Annotated in this window: 19 protein-coding genes; 11 read left to right on the forward strand and 8 right to left on the reverse strand. The window is 65.2% G+C overall.

What is annotated here, in order from left to right; genetic code table 11:
* Positions 1–38: 38 nt before the first annotated feature.
* The 3 genes from JQ635_RS11845 (at position 39) to JQ635_RS11855 (ending at position 2041) form a co-directional block, all read left to right on the forward strand.
* On the forward strand, positions 39–1121 hold the full coding sequence (locus JQ635_RS11845; protein WP_211410037.1) for an LLM class flavin-dependent oxidoreductase: 1083 nt from the start codon (positions 39–41) through the stop codon (positions 1119–1121).
* 49 nt (positions 1122–1170) lie between these two features.
* Positions 1171–1674: a flavin reductase family protein gene (locus JQ635_RS11850; protein WP_246583464.1), complete on the forward strand. Its 504-nt coding sequence runs from the start codon at positions 1171–1173 to the stop codon at positions 1672–1674.
* A gap of 67 nt (positions 1675–1741) precedes the next feature.
* Positions 1742–2041: a hypothetical protein gene (locus JQ635_RS11855; RefSeq protein ID WP_211410038.1), complete on the forward strand. Its 300-nt coding sequence runs from the start codon at positions 1742–1744 to the stop codon at positions 2039–2041.
* 17 nt (positions 2042–2058) lie between these two features.
* On the opposite strand, the gene JQ635_RS11860 is transcribed toward JQ635_RS11855, so the two are convergent.
* Entirely contained in the window at positions 2059–3540 is a 1482-nt protein-coding gene (locus JQ635_RS11860) for an aldehyde dehydrogenase family protein (protein ID WP_211410039.1), read from the reverse strand.
* A 109-nt stretch (positions 3541–3649) separates the two neighbouring features.
* Complete coding sequence (locus JQ635_RS11865) at positions 3650–4150, reverse strand: Lrp/AsnC family transcriptional regulator (RefSeq protein WP_211410040.1); 501 nt, start codon at positions 4148–4150, stop codon at positions 3650–3652.
* 123 nt (positions 4151–4273) lie between these two features.
* Between JQ635_RS11865 and JQ635_RS11870 the strand changes: the two genes are divergently transcribed.
* The 5 genes from JQ635_RS11870 to lpdA are packed head-to-tail and all read left to right on the forward strand — an operon-like array spanning position 4274 to position 9532.
* Complete coding sequence (locus JQ635_RS11870) at positions 4274–4588, forward strand: hypothetical protein (RefSeq protein ID WP_211410041.1); 315 nt, start codon at positions 4274–4276, stop codon at positions 4586–4588.
* Positions 4585–5817, forward strand: a complete 1233-nt coding sequence (locus JQ635_RS11875) for a 3-methyl-2-oxobutanoate dehydrogenase (2-methylpropanoyl-transferring) subunit alpha (RefSeq protein ID WP_018642593.1) — start codon at positions 4585–4587, stop codon at positions 5815–5817. Before JQ635_RS11870 ends, JQ635_RS11875 begins: the two co-directional genes overlap by 4 nt.
* A 4-nt stretch (positions 5818–5821) precedes the next feature.
* Entirely contained in the window at positions 5822–6838 is a 1017-nt protein-coding gene (locus JQ635_RS11880) for an alpha-ketoacid dehydrogenase subunit beta (RefSeq protein ID WP_211410042.1), read from the forward strand.
* Entirely contained in the window at positions 6838–8121 is a 1284-nt protein-coding gene (locus tag JQ635_RS11885; protein WP_211410043.1) for a dihydrolipoamide acetyltransferase family protein, read from the forward strand. Before JQ635_RS11880 ends, JQ635_RS11885 begins: the two co-directional genes overlap by 1 nt.
* A 13-nt stretch (positions 8122–8134) precedes the next feature.
* Positions 8135–9532: a dihydrolipoyl dehydrogenase gene (lpdA, locus tag JQ635_RS11890; RefSeq protein ID WP_211410044.1), complete on the forward strand. Its 1398-nt coding sequence runs from the start codon at positions 8135–8137 to the stop codon at positions 9530–9532.
* Positions 9533–9549: 17 nt separating this feature from the next.
* On the opposite strand, the gene JQ635_RS11895 is transcribed toward lpdA, so the two are convergent.
* The 5 genes from JQ635_RS11895 to JQ635_RS11915 are packed head-to-tail and all read right to left on the reverse strand — an operon-like array spanning position 9550 to position 14577.
* Positions 9550–10842, reverse strand: a complete 1293-nt coding sequence (locus JQ635_RS11895; RefSeq protein ID WP_211410045.1) for an NAD(P)/FAD-dependent oxidoreductase — start codon at positions 10840–10842, stop codon at positions 9550–9552.
* 14 nt (positions 10843–10856) lie between these two features.
* A complete protein-coding gene (locus tag JQ635_RS11900) occupies positions 10857–12245 on the reverse strand; it encodes an MmgE/PrpD family protein (protein WP_211410046.1) in 1389 nt (462 codons plus the stop codon).
* 34 nt (positions 12246–12279) lie between these two features.
* Positions 12280–12996: an amino acid ABC transporter permease gene (locus tag JQ635_RS11905; protein WP_211410047.1), complete on the reverse strand. Its 717-nt coding sequence runs from the start codon at positions 12994–12996 to the stop codon at positions 12280–12282.
* A 2-nt stretch (positions 12997–12998) separates the two neighbouring features.
* Positions 12999–13670 carry an amino acid ABC transporter permease gene (locus tag JQ635_RS11910; RefSeq protein ID WP_246583465.1) on the reverse strand — a complete coding sequence of 224 codons (672 nt, stop codon included), beginning with the start codon at positions 13668–13670 and terminating at the stop codon, positions 12999–13001.
* Between the two features lie 55 nt (positions 13671–13725).
* Entirely contained in the window at positions 13726–14577 is an 852-nt protein-coding gene (locus JQ635_RS11915) for a transporter substrate-binding domain-containing protein (RefSeq protein WP_211410048.1), read from the reverse strand.
* 147 nt (positions 14578–14724) lie between these two features.
* Between JQ635_RS11915 and JQ635_RS11920 the strand changes: the two genes are divergently transcribed.
* Positions 14725–15504: an IclR family transcriptional regulator gene (locus JQ635_RS11920; protein ID WP_211410049.1), complete on the forward strand. Its 780-nt coding sequence runs from the start codon at positions 14725–14727 to the stop codon at positions 15502–15504.
* Between the two features lie 19 nt (positions 15505–15523).
* Here the strand turns inward: JQ635_RS11920 and JQ635_RS11925 are convergent, their stop codons facing one another.
* Complete coding sequence (locus JQ635_RS11925; protein ID WP_211410050.1) at positions 15524–16300, reverse strand: LamB/YcsF family protein; 777 nt, start codon at positions 16298–16300, stop codon at positions 15524–15526.
* Positions 16301–16446: 146 nt separating this feature from the next.
* Here JQ635_RS11925 and pxpB point away from each other — a divergent pair, with 146 nt between their 5' ends.
* Positions 16447–17196, forward strand: coding sequence for a 5-oxoprolinase subunit PxpB (gene pxpB / locus JQ635_RS11930; protein WP_211410051.1), 750 nt, complete (start codon positions 16447–16449; stop codon positions 17194–17196).
* Positions 17197–17204: 8 nt separating this feature from the next.
* Entirely contained in the window at positions 17205–18230 is a 1026-nt protein-coding gene (locus JQ635_RS11935; protein WP_211410052.1) for a biotin-dependent carboxyltransferase family protein, read from the forward strand.
* Positions 18231–18245 lie beyond the last annotated feature (15 nt).

Consider the following 18245-nt stretch of genomic DNA (forward strand, 5'->3'; position numbering starts at 1 on the left):
ATCGCGAGCGCGACCACGATCAGCGGAGGAAGCAATCGATGGAATTCGGCGTATTCATTCTGGCGCAGCAGCGCGGCTATCATCAGAGCTCGCAGCAGGTGATCAACAACGCCGTCGAGCAGACGGTCGCCGCCGAGCACGCCGGCTTCGATACGGCGTGGTACGCCGAGCACCATTTCAACAATTACAGCCTCTGCCCTTCGCCGCTGATGATGGTCGCCCATTGCGCGGGCCTCACCAAGCGCATCCGCCTCGGCTCCGCCGTCTGCGTGCTGCCGCTGTATCACCCGGCGCGGCTGCTCGGCGAAATCGGCTTTGCCGATACGGTCTCGAACGGGCGCCTCGATCTCGGCATCGGCTCGGGCTACCAGAAGTTCGAGTTCGACCGCTTCGGCGTGGACCTCGACCATTCGCATGCGCTATTTGCCGAATTCTACGACGTGCTTCAGGCCGGCATGCAGCAGCGGATCTTCTCCTATTCCGGTGAGCATCTGAAGATGCCGCCGACCGCCATCGCCGTGCGCACGGTGCAGAAACCGATGCCACCGATCTGGGTCACGTCCGGCCATGGCGAGACGCTCGGCCGCGCCATTCGCGACAATCACAACCTGTTCGTCACCGCGCTCCTGAACGGCCTCGACGCAATCAAGGCCTTGCGCGAACGTCTCGAGGGGATCGCAGCGAAGGAAGGCCGCTCCATCGACGATACGCATTTCGGCTTCCTGCGCTGTGCCTATGCCAGCGACAATGACAGCGAAATCCAGTCGTATCTCGACAATGCGCGCTTCCAGCGCCGGCTCTCCGAAAGCCTGAAGTTCCGGCGCGCCCAGAGCGACGACGGCTATCTGATCAAGGAGGAAGCCGGACCGAACGACATGAGCCTGGAGACGATGCGGAGCAACCTGCCTGTCGGCAGCGTCAACCAAGTGATCGATCGCATGCTGGAAGAGATCAGCATCCTCAAGCCGACCCACATCGCGCTTCAGACCCAGCTCGGTGATTTCGATCAGCGCACGATGCTGCGCCAGATCGAACTGTGGGGCAGCAGGATCATCCCCGCGATCCGGAAAGAACTGAAATCCGGCCGCGGCAAGGTCGCAAGCGAAGCGGTCTCGGCATAGGCGCACCGGGGCGAAGAGCGAGGTTCGGAGGCACGTCATGGGATGCCAGATGTCTCAAATGACCGATGTCCGCTCGGTCGAAGCCGCCGAATTCCGGCTGGCCATGCGCAACCTCGCGAGCGGCGTCGCAATCGTGGCGACGGGAACGGAAACCACACGGCGCGGGCTGACGGTCAGCTCCGTCACCTCGCTGTGCATGGACCCGCCCTGCCTTCTCGTCGGCGTCAATTCAAGCTCCGAGACGCATGCCGCCATCCTCGCCAACGGCCGCTTCGGGATCAGTCTCCTCGGCAGCGGGCAGGAGGATCTGGCACTGCGTTTCGCCGGCGGCGCCAAGGGCATCGATCGCTTCGCCACGGCGCCGTGGGAGCAAGGCATTCTCGACGTGCCGCTGCTCGAACCGGCGATCGGCGCCCTGGAATGCGTGCTGCATCATCACCAGGTGGTCGGCACGCACGGCCTCTTCATCGGCAGGATCGTGGCCACCCGCGGCGGCAACGGCGATCCCCTCGTCAATTTCCAGGGCGCACTGCGCGCGCTGCCGCAAGCCTAGCCGCACCCCTGGTGGCGATCCTGCTATCATCAGCCATCAGGCCGTAAGCGCGAGAGGGAGCCGCGTCGTGATCATCGAATGCCTGGACGGCGGTGCCGTTCGTCTGAACGAGCCATTCGACTTCCGAAAATTCAAGCTGGTGCTGCGCGCCAATGTCCGCACGGACACGCAGAGCTGGAACGGCATCACGCTTCTCGACGATCGCGATGCGCTCGTCTCGATCGATCTGGTCCCGACCCTGCCGGGCCGCCCCGACGATGCAAGCTGGGACCAGGGCTACGCCGTGATGGTGGCCAAGGCCCGCGAGCATGGCTGGATCGATGCCGAGCGACAGGCGATCCGCGCGCATATCGAACGAATCCCCTAGCCGCAGTCGTCCCAAAATCAGTCCAGCTTGATCCACACACCTTTCGTTTGCAGGTATTCGTCGAGGTGCTCGGTGCCGCCCTCGCGGCCATACCCGCTCATCTTGTAGCCGCCGAACGGCATTGCGGGATCGATTGCGTGATAGGTATTCACCCACACCGATCCTGCGCGCAAGCTGCGCGAGATCACGTGCGCCTTACTCACGTCGCGCGTGAAGACACCTGCCGCGAGCCCGTACGGCGTCGCATTGGCTCTATCCACGGCCTCGTCGAGGGTGTCGAACGGCAAAGCGGAAATGACCGGGCCGAAGATCTCGTCGCGGGCGATCTGCATGTCGTCGGAGACGCCGGCGAACACGGTCGGCTCGACGAAGTTGCCCTTGGCAAGACTGCCCTCCTTCGCGCGCCGGCCGCCGGCCACCACCTTCGCGCCTTCGTCGCGCCCGCTTTGCAGGAAGCCCTCGACCTTGTCGAGCTGTCGCTCGGAAACGAGAGGCCCGATCTCCGTCGCCGGATCCGCGCCATCGCCGATCTTCAGGGCGGAAGCGAACTTCCCGAGCCGCTCGACCAATTCATCATGGATCTTTCGCTCCACGAACAGGCGCGAGCCGGCGATGCAGATCTGGCCCGAATTGGCGAAAGCGGCCATCGCGGCGATCGGCACGGCCTTGTCGAGGTCGGCATCGGCACAGACGATGACCGGTGACTTTCCGCCAAGCTCGAGGGACACCCGCTTGAGGTTGCCGGCCGACGCGCGAATAATCGCCTGGCCGGTCGCGGTGGACCCGGTGAAGACGATCTTGTCGACGCCGGGATGTTCGGCCAGCGGCGCGCCGGCCTCCGGCCCCGTTCCGGTCACCACGTTGACGACGCCGGGCGGCACGCCAGCCTCGTTCATCAGATCCGCGATCAGCAGCGGCGTCAGCGGCGCCTCTTCCGACGGCTTGAGCACGATCGTGCAGCCGGTCGCGAGCGCGGGTCCAATCTTCCAGACCGATGCGGCCGTCGGCGCATTCCACGGAATGATGGCGCCAACCACGCCGATGGGCTCCTTCCGTGTGAACGAGACGATGTCGCCCGGAAGCGAATTGTCCACCGTCTGCCCGTGCAGAGCGGTCGCCATGCCGGCGTAGTATCGCAGCATGCCGATCACGCGGAGCTTGTTCGCCCGCGTCCGGACGATCGGCATTCCCATGTCCGCCGTATCGGACTGGCTGATCTCCTCCCAGTGCTTCTCGAACAGGTCGGCGATACGCAGCAGCAGCGCCTGCCGCTCGAACGGCTTGAAACGGCTCCACGGTCCGACGAAAGCGCGGCGGGCCGCGGCGACCGCATCGTTGATGTCGGCCGCCTCGCCCTGCGGGACACGACCGATGACTTCGCCGGTCGCGGGATTGCGCGTCTCGAAGACCTTGCCCGAGCGGGCTTCCACCCAGGCGCCGTCGACGAACATCTTTCGGATTCGGCCGTCGACCGGAAATCGGATCTCAGCTTTCGTCATCGGAATACTCCTGTCTCGACGGAGGTGATGGACGGATATCCCGGCCATTGTTTGATTTCGCGCTTTCATAGCGGTGATTCTTCGCCTCGGGCAGGCGTCAAACCGAATGTCAGGGCTGACCGGCCTTGGCAGGATCGATCGAGATCTGGCGCTTCAGGGTGCGCAGGCCGAACGTCGTTCGGGACTGCCGGATGCCCGGGATCCTGTACAAGGCCTGTCGCAGGAAGCGCTCGTAGTGATCGGTGTCCCGCACCACGACCTTGATGAGATAATCGTATTCGCCGGTCACCAGATAGGCTTCCATCACCTCCGGAATGCGCGACAGGGCAGCGCCGAAGCGCTCGAGCACCTTCTCGTCATGCTTGTCCAGCGTGATCTCGACGAAGGCGATGTTGTTGTAGCCGAGATGGGCATGATTGAGCACCGCGACATATTTCTCGATCGCGCCGTTTTCCTCCAGACGCTTCACCCTGGTCCAGCACGGCGAGCTCGAGAGCCCGACCTGCTCCGCCAGCGCACTCGTCGTAAGCCGGCCGTCCTCGCAAAGCGCCGAGAGAATCCGGCGATCCAGTTGATCAAGCTCCTCGACAGAGCTGCGCTTGGGGGGCATCGGTAAATCTTTCTGTCATTTCGTGCTTTAGCGGGAAAACATTCCGCAATTTTGGCACGTCTGTCTGAATTTTGGGAAATTTTCTTGAAACAGGAGATTATCATGTGTCGCGAGAGAACTGACATGCAACCTCAGCAGCCCCGGCGCGTCAGCGTGATGGCTACCTCGCCCGACCCCTTTGACGGGATCGTCCGGCTTGTGCTCGACGCGGCGCGTTTCGGCTTTGGCCTCGACCAGGTCGCGATGACGACGCGATCCGATGGGAACCGAACGATACGGATGGTTCTTGAAGTCCAGCCGTCGGCCGATTGCACAGACCTCACGGAACGGTTGTCGCGCCATCCCGCGATCACGGACCTTCAAGTCGTGGAGCTCGCGTACGAGGACCCCGATCGGCCTGTCTCTCCAGGACCTGCAAACGAGCGGATGCTGCCATGACCAGCCCCACACCCCTTCATTTTCACGTTCCTGAGCCCGCAAGCCGACCGGGAGGCAAGCCGGATTTCTCCGGCGTCTCGATTCCGAAGGCAGGCTCGGTCCGGCGTCCGCCGGTCGACGTGCTCCCTGAGGAGATTCGTGATCTCGCCTACTCGATCATCCGCGTGCTCAATCACGAGGGCCGGGCAATCGGGCCGTGGGTGCCGGACCTCTCCCAGGACGAGCTGGTCGCCGGCCTGCGCCACATGATGACCCTGCGCACGTTCGACGCCCGCATGCAGATGGCGCAACGTCAGGGCAAGACGTCCTTCTACATGCAGCACACCGGCGAGGAAGCCGTGAGCTGCGCGTTCCGCATCGCGCTTGGTCCTGACGACATGAACTTCCCGACTTACCGCCAGGCCGGGCTGCTGATCGCACACGACTATCCGCTCGTCGACATGATGTGTCAGATTTATTCCAATGAGCATGATCCGCTAAAGGGCCGGCAATTGCCCGTGATGTACTCTTCGAAAAAACACGGATTCTTTTCGATTTCGGGCAACCTCGCCACGCAGTTCGTGCAGGCGGTCGGCTGGGCCATGGCGTCGGCGATCAAGCGCGACAACCGCATTGCCGCCGCCTGGATCGGCGACGGCTCGACGGCGGAGTCGGATTTCCATGCGGCGCTTGTCTTCGCCTCGACCTACAAGGCGCCGGTCGTCCTCAACGTGGTCAACAACCAGTGGGCCATCTCGACCTTCCAGGGCATCGCGCGTGGCGGCTCAGGCACCTTCGCGGCGCGCGGCCTCGGCTTCGGCATCCCCGCGCTCAGGGTTGACGGCAACGACTATCTCGCGACCTATGCCGTCGCAAAATGGGCGATCGAGCGGGCGCGGCTCAACCTCGGGCCAACACTGATCGAATACGTCACTTACCGCGCCGGCGCACATTCGACGTCGGATGATCCTTCCGCCTACCGGCCGAAGCACGAATCCGAGGAGTGGCCGCTGGGCGATCCCGTGATCCGGCTCAAGCAGCATCTCATCGCAGCCGGCGCCTGGTCGGAAGAGCGCCACAAGCAGACCGAGGCCGAGATTCTTGCCACCGTCATCGCCGCGCAGAAGGAAGCCGAGGCCTTCGGCACCCTGCATTCCGGCGGCAAGCCCTCGGCGCGCGATATCTTCGAGGATGTCTATGCCGAGCTACCGCCGCATCTGCGTCGGCAGCGCCAGCAGATCGGAGTTTGATGCGATGCCGCGCATGACGATGATCGAGGCAATCCGTTCGGCGCTCGACGTCTCGATGGCTCGCAACGACGACGTCGTGGTCTATGGCGAGGACGTCGGCTTCTTCGGCGGCGTGTTCCGCTGCACGCAGGGCCTGCAGCAGAAGTACGGCGTCTCGCGCTGTTTCGATGCGCCGATCAGCGAATGCGGCATCGTCGGCACCGCGATCGGCATGGCCGCTTATGGCTTGCGCCCCTGCGTCGAGCTTCAGTTCGCCGACTACATGTATCCGGCTTACGACCAGATCGTCTCGGAAGCAGCGCGCCTGCGTTATCGATCGGCCGGCGACTTCACCTGTCCGCTGGTCATCCGCATGCCGACCGGCGGTGGCATTTTCGGCGGGCAGACCCACAGCCAGAGCCCGGAGGCGCTGTTCACGCATGTCGCTGGACTGAAGACGGTCGTGCCGTCCAATCCCTATGATGCGAAGGGTCTCCTGATCGCGGCCATCGAGGATCCGGATCCCGTCATCTTCCTGGAGCCGAAGCGGCTCTACAACGGCCCGTTCGATGGTCATCACGATCGCCCGGTCACCGCATGGGCCAAGCATGAGCTCTCCGAAGTGCCGGAAGGACACTACACCACACCGCTCGGCAAGGCGGTGACGCGACGCGCCGGCGAGGCTGTCACCATCCTCGCCTACGGCACCATGGTTCACGTTGCCCTGGCGGCAGTCGAGGAGACGGGCGTCGATGCCGAGGTGATCGACCTGCGCACCCTGCTTCCGCTCGATCTCGAGACGATCGTGGCTTCCGTCGCCAAGACCGGACGCTGCATCGTGCTGCACGAAGCCACCCTGACCTCCGGCTTCGGCGCGGAACTGACGGCGCTGGTGCAGGAGCACTGCTTCTATCATCTCGAAGCGCCGGTGATGCGCGTCACCGGCTGGGACACGCCCTACCCGCATGCGCAGGAATGGGACTATTTCCCCGGCCCCGCCCGGCTTGGGCAGGCGCTGCGCGATATCGTGGAGGCACGCTGATGGGCGAGCGCAGCGTCAAGCTTCCGGATATCGGCGAAGGCATCGCCGAAGCCGAACTGGTCGAATGGCACGTCAAGGTGGGCGATCTCGTTCGCGAGGACGATTTGCTTGCCACCGTGATGACCGACAAGGCTTCGGTCGAAATTCCCACGCCGCTCGCGGGCGAGGTCAGCTGGATCGGCGCACAGATCGGTGAAGCAGTCGCGATCGGCTCGACGCTGGTGAAGCTCAAGGTGGCCGGCGATGACGCCTCGGAGCCGGCAAACAAAGCGCCGACGAAAGACGTCGCGGCGCCACCGGCCTTGGTGAAAGCCGAAGCCCCGGATGCTCGACCGGCGCCCCCTGCCCGCGTTCACCCAGCGGCGATCGAGGTTCCGCCCGCGACCACATCTGCGGTCCGCCGCGCGCCGGGCGAGAAGCCGCTGGCCTCGCCCGCCATACGCCTCAAGGCGCGCGAAGCCGGCATCGACCTGCGCCAGGTCCACGGCACCGGCCCCGCCGGGCGCATCACCCATGAGGACATCGACGCCTTCCTCTCCCGCGGACCGGCACCGCTCCATGGTCGCGGCATGAGCCCAAAGACTGCCGTCACCGACGTCAAGGTGGTGGGCTTGCGCCGCCGCATTGCCGAGAAGATGGCGCTGTCGAAGTCGCGCATTCCACACATCACCATCATCGAAGAGGTGAACGTCTCCCCGCTGGAGGAGCTGCGCGCGACGCTGAACAAAAAGCCGGTGCCGGAACAGCCCAAGCTGACGCTGCTGCCGTTCCTGATGCGCGCCATGGCCAAGGCGCTTGCCGAGCAGCCCGCGCTCAACGCGCTCTATGACGACGAGGCCGGCATCGTGCATCAGCATGCCGGCATCCATATCGGCATCGCGACCCAGACCCCGTCGGGCCTCGTCGTGCCCGTGGTGAAGCATGTGGAGGCGCGTGACCTTCGGGACTGCAGCATCGAGCTGAACCGTCTCGCGCAGCGCGCCCGCGAAGGCACCGCGACGCGCGAGGAACTGACCGGATCGACGATCACCATTACCTCGCTCGGCGCGCTTGGCGGTCTTGCGACCACGCCGGTGATCAACCACCCCGAGGTCGCCATCGTCGGCGTCAACAAGATCGCGGTGCGTCCGGTTTGGGACGGCACGCAGTTCGTGCCCTGCAAGATGATGAACCTCTCCTCCAGCTTCGATCACCGCGTCATCGACGGCTGGGACGCCGCCGTCTTCGTGCAAAGGCTCAAGGAGCTGCTGGAGAACCCGGCGACGATCTTCGTCGACCCCTGAGACGGAAGAAGCAATGACCGAGATCACCTGTCAGCTTGTCGTTATCGGGGGCGGCCCCGGCGGTTATGTGTGCGCGGTCCGCGCCGGCCAGCTCGGCCTCGACACCGTTCTCGTCGAACGCGGCAAGCTGGGCGGAAGCTGCCTGAACGTCGGCTGCATTCCCTCAAAAGCGATGATCCACGTTGCCGAGGAATTCGAAAAGCTGACCGAGGCGGCACACGGCAAGACGCCGTTCGGCCTGACGGCGGCAGAGCCCGCGCTGGACTTCAAGCAGGCGATCGCCTGGAAGGACGGTATCGTCCAGCGGCTGAACAACGGCGTCGCCGCGCTGCTCCGCAAGGCCAAGGTCAAGATCGTGCAGGGCCATGCACGCTTCCGCGACGGCAAGATGATCGTTGTCGAGACCGAGACCGGCCCCAAGACGATCAAGGCCGAGACGGTCGTGATCGCGACCGGCTCGGCGCCCGTGGAGTTGCCGTCCCTGCCGTTCGGCGGCAGGGTCATCTCCTCGACCGGCGCTCTCTCGCTCTCAGAAGTGCCAAAATCCCTTGTCGTCGTCGGCGGCGGCTATATCGGGCTCGAACTCGGGACCACTTTCGCCAAGCTTGGGAGCAAGGTCTCGGTGGTCGAGGCGCAGGACAACATCCTGCCGCTCTACGATGCCGAATTGACCGCGCCGATCACGAGACGCCTCGCCGCGCTCGGCGTCAAGGTGCTGACCGGCGCGCGGGCGCTCGGCCCGACCGCCCAAGGCGACGGATTGCGCGTCGAGACGGCCGACGGCCGGGAGCGCAGCCTGCAGGCTGACAAGATACTCGTCACGGTCGGGCGCGCGCCTGTCACCGCCACGTTGGGGCTGGAGCAACTCGTGCTCGACATGGACGGTCGCTTCATCCGCATCGGTCAGCATTGCGAGACCTCGATGCGCGGCATCTATGCGATCGGCGATGTCACGGGCGAGCCGATGCTGGCCCATCGCGCCATGGCGCAGGGCGAGATGGTGGCGGAAATCGCCGCCGGCATGCCGCGCGCATGGGACAAGCAGTGCATCCCGGCGATTTGCTTCACCGACCCCGAGATCGTCTCCGCGGGCTTGTCACCGGAAGAGGCTCGCCAGGCCGGCATCGACATCAAGCTTGGGCAATTTCCCTTTGCAGCCAATGGCCGCGCGATGACGCGCCATGGCGAGCCCGGCTTCGTGCGCGTCGTCGCAAGGGCCGACAGTCAGCGCGTCCTCGGTATCCAGGCCGTTGGACAGGGCGTCTCGGAGCTGTCCGCCGCGTTTGGCCTCGCGATCGAGATGGGCGCGGTCTTGCAGGACATCGCCGGCACGATCCACGCACATCCCACGCTCGGCGAAGCCATCCAGGAAGCCGCATTCAAGGCCCTCGGCCACGCCATCCACGTCTAGCTTCGTCACTGCTCCGATCAGGAGAAGCGCCGGTCGATGCCGTCGCGCAGGTGATACCAGGCGCTGACGATCGGCAGGAACCACGGGCGGCCGCCATAGTAGAACTCGGTCGGAAACTCAGGCGCGTCGAACGCAACACGCCTGTTGGCCTTGCCGAGAATCTTGAGCGCGGTCTGATGGCCGAGATAGGTCATGAGCGCGACGCCGTTGCCGTTGCAGCCCATCGCGAAATGAACGCCTTCGTCGGTCCCCATATGCGCGACCTTGTCGAAGGTCATCGCGACCTTGCCGCGCCAGGAATGCGTGATCCGGAACTTGGAGAGCTGCGGCCAGACTTCCTCGAGCCGGGCGGCGAGTGTGGCCGCCGCCGTGCGCTCGTCGACATCGACGAAGCTCGGACGGCTGCCGAACAGGATACGCGTGCCGTCAGGCGAAGGCCGCGTGTAGTAGAGCTCGCGCTGGCTATCGGAGATCATGCGCCGGCCGGGATTGATCGCGTTCATGAGCTCCGGCAGCAGCGGCTCGGTCGCGATCTGATAGCTGTAGACCGGAATGACCCGCTTGCGCAGCCGCGGCGTCGCCTGGCCGGTATAGCCGTTGGTCGCCACTACCACCTCGCGCGCGCGCACTTCGCCCCGCCCGGTGACGACGCGGAAACCGCCCTCCTCGCGCTCGATCGCCTTGACCGGCGCGTGCGAGAACAGGCGGGCGCCGCAGCGGCGAGCGAGGTCGCGCAACGAGCGCGCATAGAGTCCGGGATGCAGCCCGCCATAGTCGTCGACCACGATGCCGCCGTGATAGAACTCGGTCGCGGTGATGCGCTGCTGCTCGCTACGGGGGATGGTGTGCACGGTCACGCCGGTCATCTCGTGCAGCAGCTCGCCCTGCCGGCGCAGGCGATCGAAATGCTTCGGCACGTAGGCGGCGAAGTAGCGGCCGCTCTTGTGATAGCCCGCGTCGAGCTTTTCCTGCGCAATCAGGTTCTCGATGTGCTCGAAGGAGGCGACGGAATCGGCCAGCAGATCGGACACGCGCTCACGCGCCTTGCCGCGCACGGCCCCCGTCATCACCATCTTCTGGCCGCTGGACACCATGCCCCCGCTGCGCGTGCTTGCGCCGGCGCCGAGCGCTTCGGCGTCGAGCACCACCGTATCGGCGCCGTTTCTCGCAAGCTCGGCCGCGGCCGACAGCCCGCTATAGCCGCTACCGACGACAACCACGTCAGCTTTGGCCGGAAGCGGATCCCGGGCATCCTCGGGAGGCGCGGCGTCCCACCAATAGGGATCCGTGATGAGCTGCGAAACGTCCATGTTCGTCTCCTGAATTAAGCGGCCCGCTGCGGCGCGCAGAGCGCATCGAAGCATCGCGCGGCCTCAGCAACCGCGTCGGCGCCGAGCAGAGTGTCGAAGGTCGGGATGGTTGCGGCCCCGAGCACGCCGCCTGCGTTGGCGACGAATTTTTCGCGAAGCCGCTCCCGGCTGAGCCGATGCCGGCGACTGCCGCTCGGCTGCTCGGTATACCGTTCGACGACTGAACTATCTTCGAAGGTGATCCGCAAACGGCTCGCCAGCGAGATGCCGCCGCCGGCTTTCGGCAGGCTGGGGTCGGGCTTCATCGCGATACGCGCCATCAGCGCGCGCACGCGATCGTCGGCGGCGAGCGCGTCGTCGAATTCAGCAAGGCCGAGCCGGCCGCGCAGCAGCCCGACGGCGAGGCAATAGGGCATGCTGAACTTGCCCTCCAGCGCGGTCCTCGCGCCGTCATGGATCAGGATGCTTGGCGCCGCCTCGTCGACATCGACTTCGATGGAGCGGATCGTGGCCGGATCAAGCTTCCGCTCCGACATCAGGGCGAAGAGCGAATCGAGCGCGGTGTGAGCACAGGTGCAGCAGGGATAGGCCTTGATCGTCACGCCGGGAGCATCAAGCAGCCAGGGACGGCCGAAATCTGCGGCTCCCATCTGCAGGCCCTGGCTGCCGAACACGTTCACAAAACCCATCGGGCCGAACAGACTCCCGGGCGTCGACGAGAAACCGCCGCGGGCCAGTTCTGCCGCCATGACACCGCTCCGCGCGGCATTGCCAGCCTGGAGCGATTTCGTGTCGCTGCCGAAATTGCTGCGCAAGCCGCCGGCGAGCGAGGCAGCAATTCCGAGCGCGTGCCGCATGCGGTCGGTATCGAGGCCGAAGACGAGGCCGGCGGCCGCGGCGGCGCCGAGCGCACCCAGCGTCGCGGTCGCATGAAAGCCGCGCGTGTAGTGCGAAGGGTTGAGCAATGGTCCGAGTCGCATGATCAACTCGACGCCCGCGACATAGGCCTCGACGAGCCGGGCACCGGAAACGGGAGTGAGCTCGGCCGCGGCCGCCGCCGCAGTCAGCACCGTGACGGTCGGATGCGACAGCGACAGCTCGGCCTCGTCATCGTCGAAATCATCGATATGGCCTGCGACCGCGTTGAGCAGCGCAGCATCCCGCGCCAGCAGAAAGCCCGCTCCGCCCCAGATTCTGGCGTGCCCGGGCGCAGCCGACGGCCGCGGCGCAAGCACATGCGAAAGGCGCAGAAAGGTCTCGGAGCGCAGGCCGGCCGCAGCCACGCCGACGAAATCGGCCATATGCTCGCAGGCGAGGTTTCGGATCGCGGGCGGCAACTCCGGCGCTCGCGCGACGATCGCGGCGGCGAGACTGGCTTCGAGAGTTGCGGCGTCAACGGTCATGGCACATTCGCTGGATACGAGTGGAAGGAGATGCTCAGCCGCGCGGGACCTGCGAGAGGCGGGCGAGAGACGGCTTGTCGGCCTGCGCGCGCTCATGCCGGCCGAGCCCGATCTCGAGACGTCCGCTCGCAAACGATAGAGCCGAGCAAATCAGGAAATAGATGACGAGAACGACGCCATACAATGTGAAGGGTGAGAGACCGCCATCCATGATGGTGGTACGCTCGATGACGATCTGGGCTGTCTTCAGCAGTTCGCGCACGCCGATCAACGCGCCAATCGAGGTCCCCTGCACGAGCTGCGTGACGAGGCCGAGATAGGGCGGCAGGATCGGCCGCAAGGCCTGCGGCAGGATGACGAACCGCATCGCCTTGAGCGGATGCAGCCCCAAGGCCGCGCTGGCATCAAACTGCCCTCTCGGAATCGCATTGATGCCGGCACGGATGATGATCGCGCCGTTGGCGCCGCCCCATGCGCCGAGACCCACCACCGTTGCGCCGAACGGATTGAGTCCGATGCCGACGGCGGGCGCCACGAAATAGACCATCATGATGGTGACGAAGAGCGGAATGTCGCGCATCACTTCGACGAGAATCCGGGACGGCCATTGCAGCCAGACCGACCTCGACAGCATCCCCGCGGCGAGCAGGACGGCAACCGCCGTCGCGGCAACGATGACGGCGAGCGTCAGCGCCAGCGTCATCAAAAACCCCTGCGCCAAGATCTCCTGGTTGATGAGGATGGTCTGCATCGCTATCGCGCCAGGAAAGGTCGTTGCAGGTAGGATTCGAGCTTGGTCGCGCCGGCCGACATCGCCAGCACGAGAACGAGATAGAAGATGCAGATCGCGGCGAAGAGCTCGATGGTGCGGAATTCGAGCGAGTTGCGGTCAATCGCCACGAACGTCAGCTCGGCAAGCCCTATGGCCTGCAAGTAAGACGAGTTCTTCAGCATCGCGATGCTGGTATTGGCCATCGACGGAACAGCGGTGCGCAAGGCGATGGGAAGCGCGACCAGCAGCGCGTATTGCCAGGCCTTGAGCCCGAGCGCACGCGCGGCATCGCGGGTGCCCTGGGATACCCCGACATAGCCGGCGCGAAAACTCTCGAGGTGATAGCAGCCACCCCAGATGGAGAGGCAGACGACGCCCGACCAGAACGCCGACAGCCTGACACCGATCACAGGCAGCCCGTAGAAGATGAAGAAGAGCTGAACCAGCAGCGGCGTGTTCCGGATGAACGCCACATAGCCGCGGGCCGGCCAAACGAGGAAGGGGCGACCCGAGAGGCGCATGACGGCCCCGATCGCGCCGATCGCGAGCGAAAGCAGGATCGCGATCACGCTGACGATCAATGTCGTGCGCAACCCGCGCAGCAGCGCAGGGAGCGTATCGTAGAGGTAGGCCCAGTCGAAGCCGTCGATCATGCTGCGTCACCTCGAGGACGGCCGCGCGAGGCGGCCGCCACCCAGCAAGGCTGGCTTACTTCTTCGGTGCGTCGCTCTCGTAGAACTTGATCGTCTCGTCGCGAACCATGACATCAGAGACGACCGTCGGCACGACCTTGGAATAGAATTTTTCGTCGCGCAGCTTGCCGAGCTGCGCATCCAGCCAGGCCTTCCATTCCGGCTCGTTCTTGCGCAGGCCGGCGCCGATGAAAGCGACGTCAAAGACTTCCTGTTCCGGCAGGATCGCCAGATCCTTGTTCGCCGAGAGGATCGGGAACAGCACCGAGGTGTCGCCCGCGTAACCGTCGGCTCGCCCCTGCCGCATCGCCTGAAGCGCTTCGGCGACCGTGTTCAGCCGCAGCGTCTGCACCTCCGGCATGTTCTTCTCGAGCCAGACGGCCTGCGATGCGCCCTTGAGCACGGAGATGGTCTTGCCCTTGAAGTCCGCGAGCGACTTCGCAGCGCCGCTCTTGAGCTGGATGACGCCGCTTGCGCCCCAGCAATAGGGAGTGGTGAAGTCGATCACCTTCTGCCGCTCGGGGTAGATGCCGAGCGTGGCGATGATCAGATCGACCTTCTTGGCGTTGAGCGTCGGAATGCGCGCTTCGGAGGTGACGCACTGCAATTCGGCCTTGTCGGGCGAACCGAACGCGATCTCGGCGATACGCCTCGCCATCTCGACCTCGATGCCGGCGAACTTGCCCTTCTCGTCCAGGAAGCCGGAGGGCGGGTAGTCGCATTTGACGCCGACCTTCAGGACACCCTGGCTCTTGATGAAATCCGGAAGCGACGGTTCAGCCGCGTGCGCGGCACCGAGGCCGGCCACGAGAACCCATACGCAGGTAGCGATCAGGCGGCCCGCGCCGCCGATAGTGGAAAGACGCATGACGATCCTTTCGATCGGTGTAGGCGCCGCCCCGGCATCGCAGCGTTACCGGAAAGATTGATCATCTCCCGAAACTGGTCAACGAAAATTCGTATAGTGATTGAAATTCTACAATAACTTCCATAATATGGATTTATTGGAGGCTAAATGAAGAAGCAAAGCGGAGCACAGGCGCTGGAGCGAGGACTCGCCGTGCTCGAAGCCGTTGCCGCTGCGCCTCCGGAAGGAATGCGGCTCACGGAAATCGCCGAGATGTGCGGACTGGAGCAGCCGACGGCGCATCGCCTCGTCGCGGCCCTCGAGCGCGGCGGCTATCTCACCCGGGTCGGCGATACCAAGCGCCTCCGCCTCGGTCTCAAGCTGTTTCAACTCGGCGCGACAGGAGCCGATGCCGGAGGTCTTGCCGCCGCGGCGCGCCCCGCACTGGTTCGGCTCGCGGCAGCCTCGGGCGACTGCATGTTTCTCATGGCGCGTTCCGGCTTCGACGCCGTCTGCCTCGACCGCCAGGATGCCAACTACACGATACGCAGCCTCACCGGTCATGTCGGCGGGGCGACCCCGCTGGGATTAGGTCCGGGCAGCACGACGATCCTTGCGCATCTGCCGGAGGCCGAGCGAGCGGAGGTGCTCGCCGCAAACCGCGAACGCATCCTCGCATTGGGACACGATGTGCCGTCCAAGGCGGATCTGGCGGCAATCCGCAAGTGCGGCTTCTGCCACGAGGTCAATCGCTCGGTGGCCGGCATCGTGGGCGCAGCCGTGCCGATCATGACACCCAAGGGCCACCCGATTGCGGCGATCGCGATCGGCGCGACGGAAGCCCGGCTGCCGGAGACGCGATTGCTCGACGTCATCGCCACGATGAAGGATGAAGCGCGCAAGATCGAAGCGATCATCGCTTCATCGCGAGACGGGCTTCTCTCGTGAAGGAATGGCTGCCGGACGATCAGGCACCGATAACCTTGGCCATCGGTGCCAGCGTGACGCCCGCTGCGGCAAGGCGCGCCTTCAGGCGCTGCGCCATCGCGACCGCGCCCGGCGTATCGCCGTGGACACAGACGCTGTCGATGCGGGTCGGCAACTGCGCGCCCGACAGGCACGTGATCGCGCGGTCCTCGATCATCCGAATGACCCTTTCAGAGGCGACCTCAGCATCATGAATGACGGATCCAGCGAGGCGGCGCGACACCAGATTGCCGTTGTCGGCATAGGCGCGATCGGCATAGATCTCGCGCACCAGCGGCAGGCCGAATTTCTCGCCGGCCCGCTCCGTCTCCTGGCCGGGCATCACCACGAAGATCAGGTTGCGGTCGATGGTGCGGATCGCACGCGCCACGGCTTCGGCGAGATCGCGATCCTCCGCAGCGATGTTGCCGAGCGCACCGTGGGTCTTGACGTGGCGGACGGTGTGACCGGCGTCGGAGGCCAGCGCCATCAGCGCGCCCACCTGGTAGAGCACGATCTTCTCGATGTCGGCGGGACGCTCGCCTTGGATGGGCCTGCGGCCAAAACCCCAGAGATCGAGAAAGCCGGGATGCGCACCGGCCTGCACGCCGTTGGCCTTCGCCTCGGTCAGGGTGCGATGCATGACGAGCGGATCGCCGGCATGAAAGCCGCAGGCGATGTTGGCGGAGGTGACGGTCCGCAGCATCTCGGCGTCATCGCCGAGCGTGTAGACGCCGAAACCTTCGCCCATGTCGCAGTTCATATCGATCAGAGTCATCGTCGTCCTCATTTGCCGTGCAGGTTCGATATACCCATGATAGGCCATGTGCGTCACGAAAAATTCGGCGCGCCGCTTGCATGGGGCGTTGCCGCTTTTCGAGGAGCATTCCCACGTCCAACGATCTCGCCAGGGCCTCAATAAGCATGGCCAATGATGCGCTCTACGCGGTGCCGCGCTTCCGCCGATCGGGTGATACCGCGCTGACGGTCGAAGTCGGAGACGGCATCGACGCCGATGTCAACGCGCGCGTCGTCGATCTCGACCGTGCGCTGACCGAGCGCGCCCTGCCCGGCATCGTCGAGATCGTCCCGACCTACCGCACGCTGCTGGTCTGCTTCGACCCGGTCATGCTGTCACGGCGCGACATCGAGGCCGAGATCATGGCGCTGTGGCCGCCGGTCGCCCCGAAAGGACAGGTCCGCCGCCGGTGGACCGTTCCCGTCGCCTATGGCGGCGACAACGGCATGGACCTCGACTGGCTCGCACAGCGACTCGACACGACCACGGACGAGATCGTGGCGCGGCACAGCGCAGCCGAATACCGCGTCTACATGATCGGCTTCATGCCGGGATTTGCCTATCTCGGCGGGCTCGATGCCGCGCTTCATGTCGACCGGCGCCCGGAACCCAGGCTCGTGACGCCGCCATGCAGCGTCTCCATCGGAGGTCAGCAGGCCGCGGTTGCGCCGCCGCTCGCCTCGCCGAGCGGCTGGCATATGCTCGGGCGCACGCCGGTACGCTCCTATGATCCGCGACGCACGCACGAGCCTTTCCTGTTCCGCGCCGGCGATCTGCTGCGGTTTCGGCCCATCTCTGTTGCCGAATTTGCCGCGCTGGAACGCGCGGCTGAAACAGGCGCGATCATCGCCGAGAGAGAAGAGTTTAAGGTCTGAGCGGCGCAATGTCTGTTGATCTCGAAATCGTCGAGCCCGGTCTTGCGACGACCCTCCAGGATCTTGGCCGCCGCGGCTTCCAGCGCTTTGGCATCTCGGCGTCGGGCGTGATGGATCCGATTGCGCTCGCGACCGCCAATGCACTGGTCGGCAACAAGCTTGAGACGGCCGCCCTCGAAATCACCCTCGCAGGGCCTACGCTCACCTGTGCCGGCGCCGATATCCGCTTCGCGCTTGCAGGCGCGGACTTCGCTGTCGCCATCGACGGCCGGCCGGTTTCATCGCACGAAACACACGATCTGAAGGCAGGCCAGCGCCTCTCGATCGGAACCGCGCGGGATGGCGCACGCGCCGTCCTCGCCGTCTCCGGCGGTTTTCAGGTCGCCCCGATGCTCGGCAGCGTCTCGACGCATTCGCGCAGCCAGCTCGGCGGGCTCGACGGTGGCGCGCTGCGCGCGGGCGATCGATTGCCGCTGGCAGTTCCCGGACTGCCGGCACGTCCACATCTCATGGTGTCCCCGGCGCACCGCCGCCGCGCGCAAGGCGCCGTTCGCGTCCTCCTCGGCCCGCAGGACGATGCCTTCAGCGCAGAGGGCATCGCAACGTTCTTCGCCTCCGACTACACCGTCACCGCCCTGTCCGATCGCATGGGATGCCGGCTCGAAGGGCCGCGCGTTCAACACGCCGGCGCGGTGGGTATCGTCTCAGACGGCACGGTGTTCGGCAGCATCCAGATTCCGGGCAATGGCCAGCCGATCATCCTGCTCGCCGATCGCCAGACCACCGGAGGATATCCAAAGATCGCAACCGTGATCTCGGCGGACCTGCCGCGGCTTGCTCAGCTCCGCCCCGGTGAACGCGTCCGCTTTCAGGCCATCGAGGAAGACGCAGCCATCCAGCTCGCCCGCGACATGCGCGAACGGATCAGGCGCATCGACGCATCCCTGGTCGAGATCCAGCGTACCGCCGTGCCCACGAGTGACCATTTGCTGGCATGCAATCTTATTGACGGCGTGATCTCCGCGTTCGATTGAACAAAGGTGAGCACC

The organism is Bradyrhizobium iriomotense (genome assembly GCF_018130765.1).
GTDB lineage: Bacteria > Pseudomonadota > Alphaproteobacteria > Rhizobiales > Xanthobacteraceae > Bradyrhizobium > Bradyrhizobium iriomotense_A.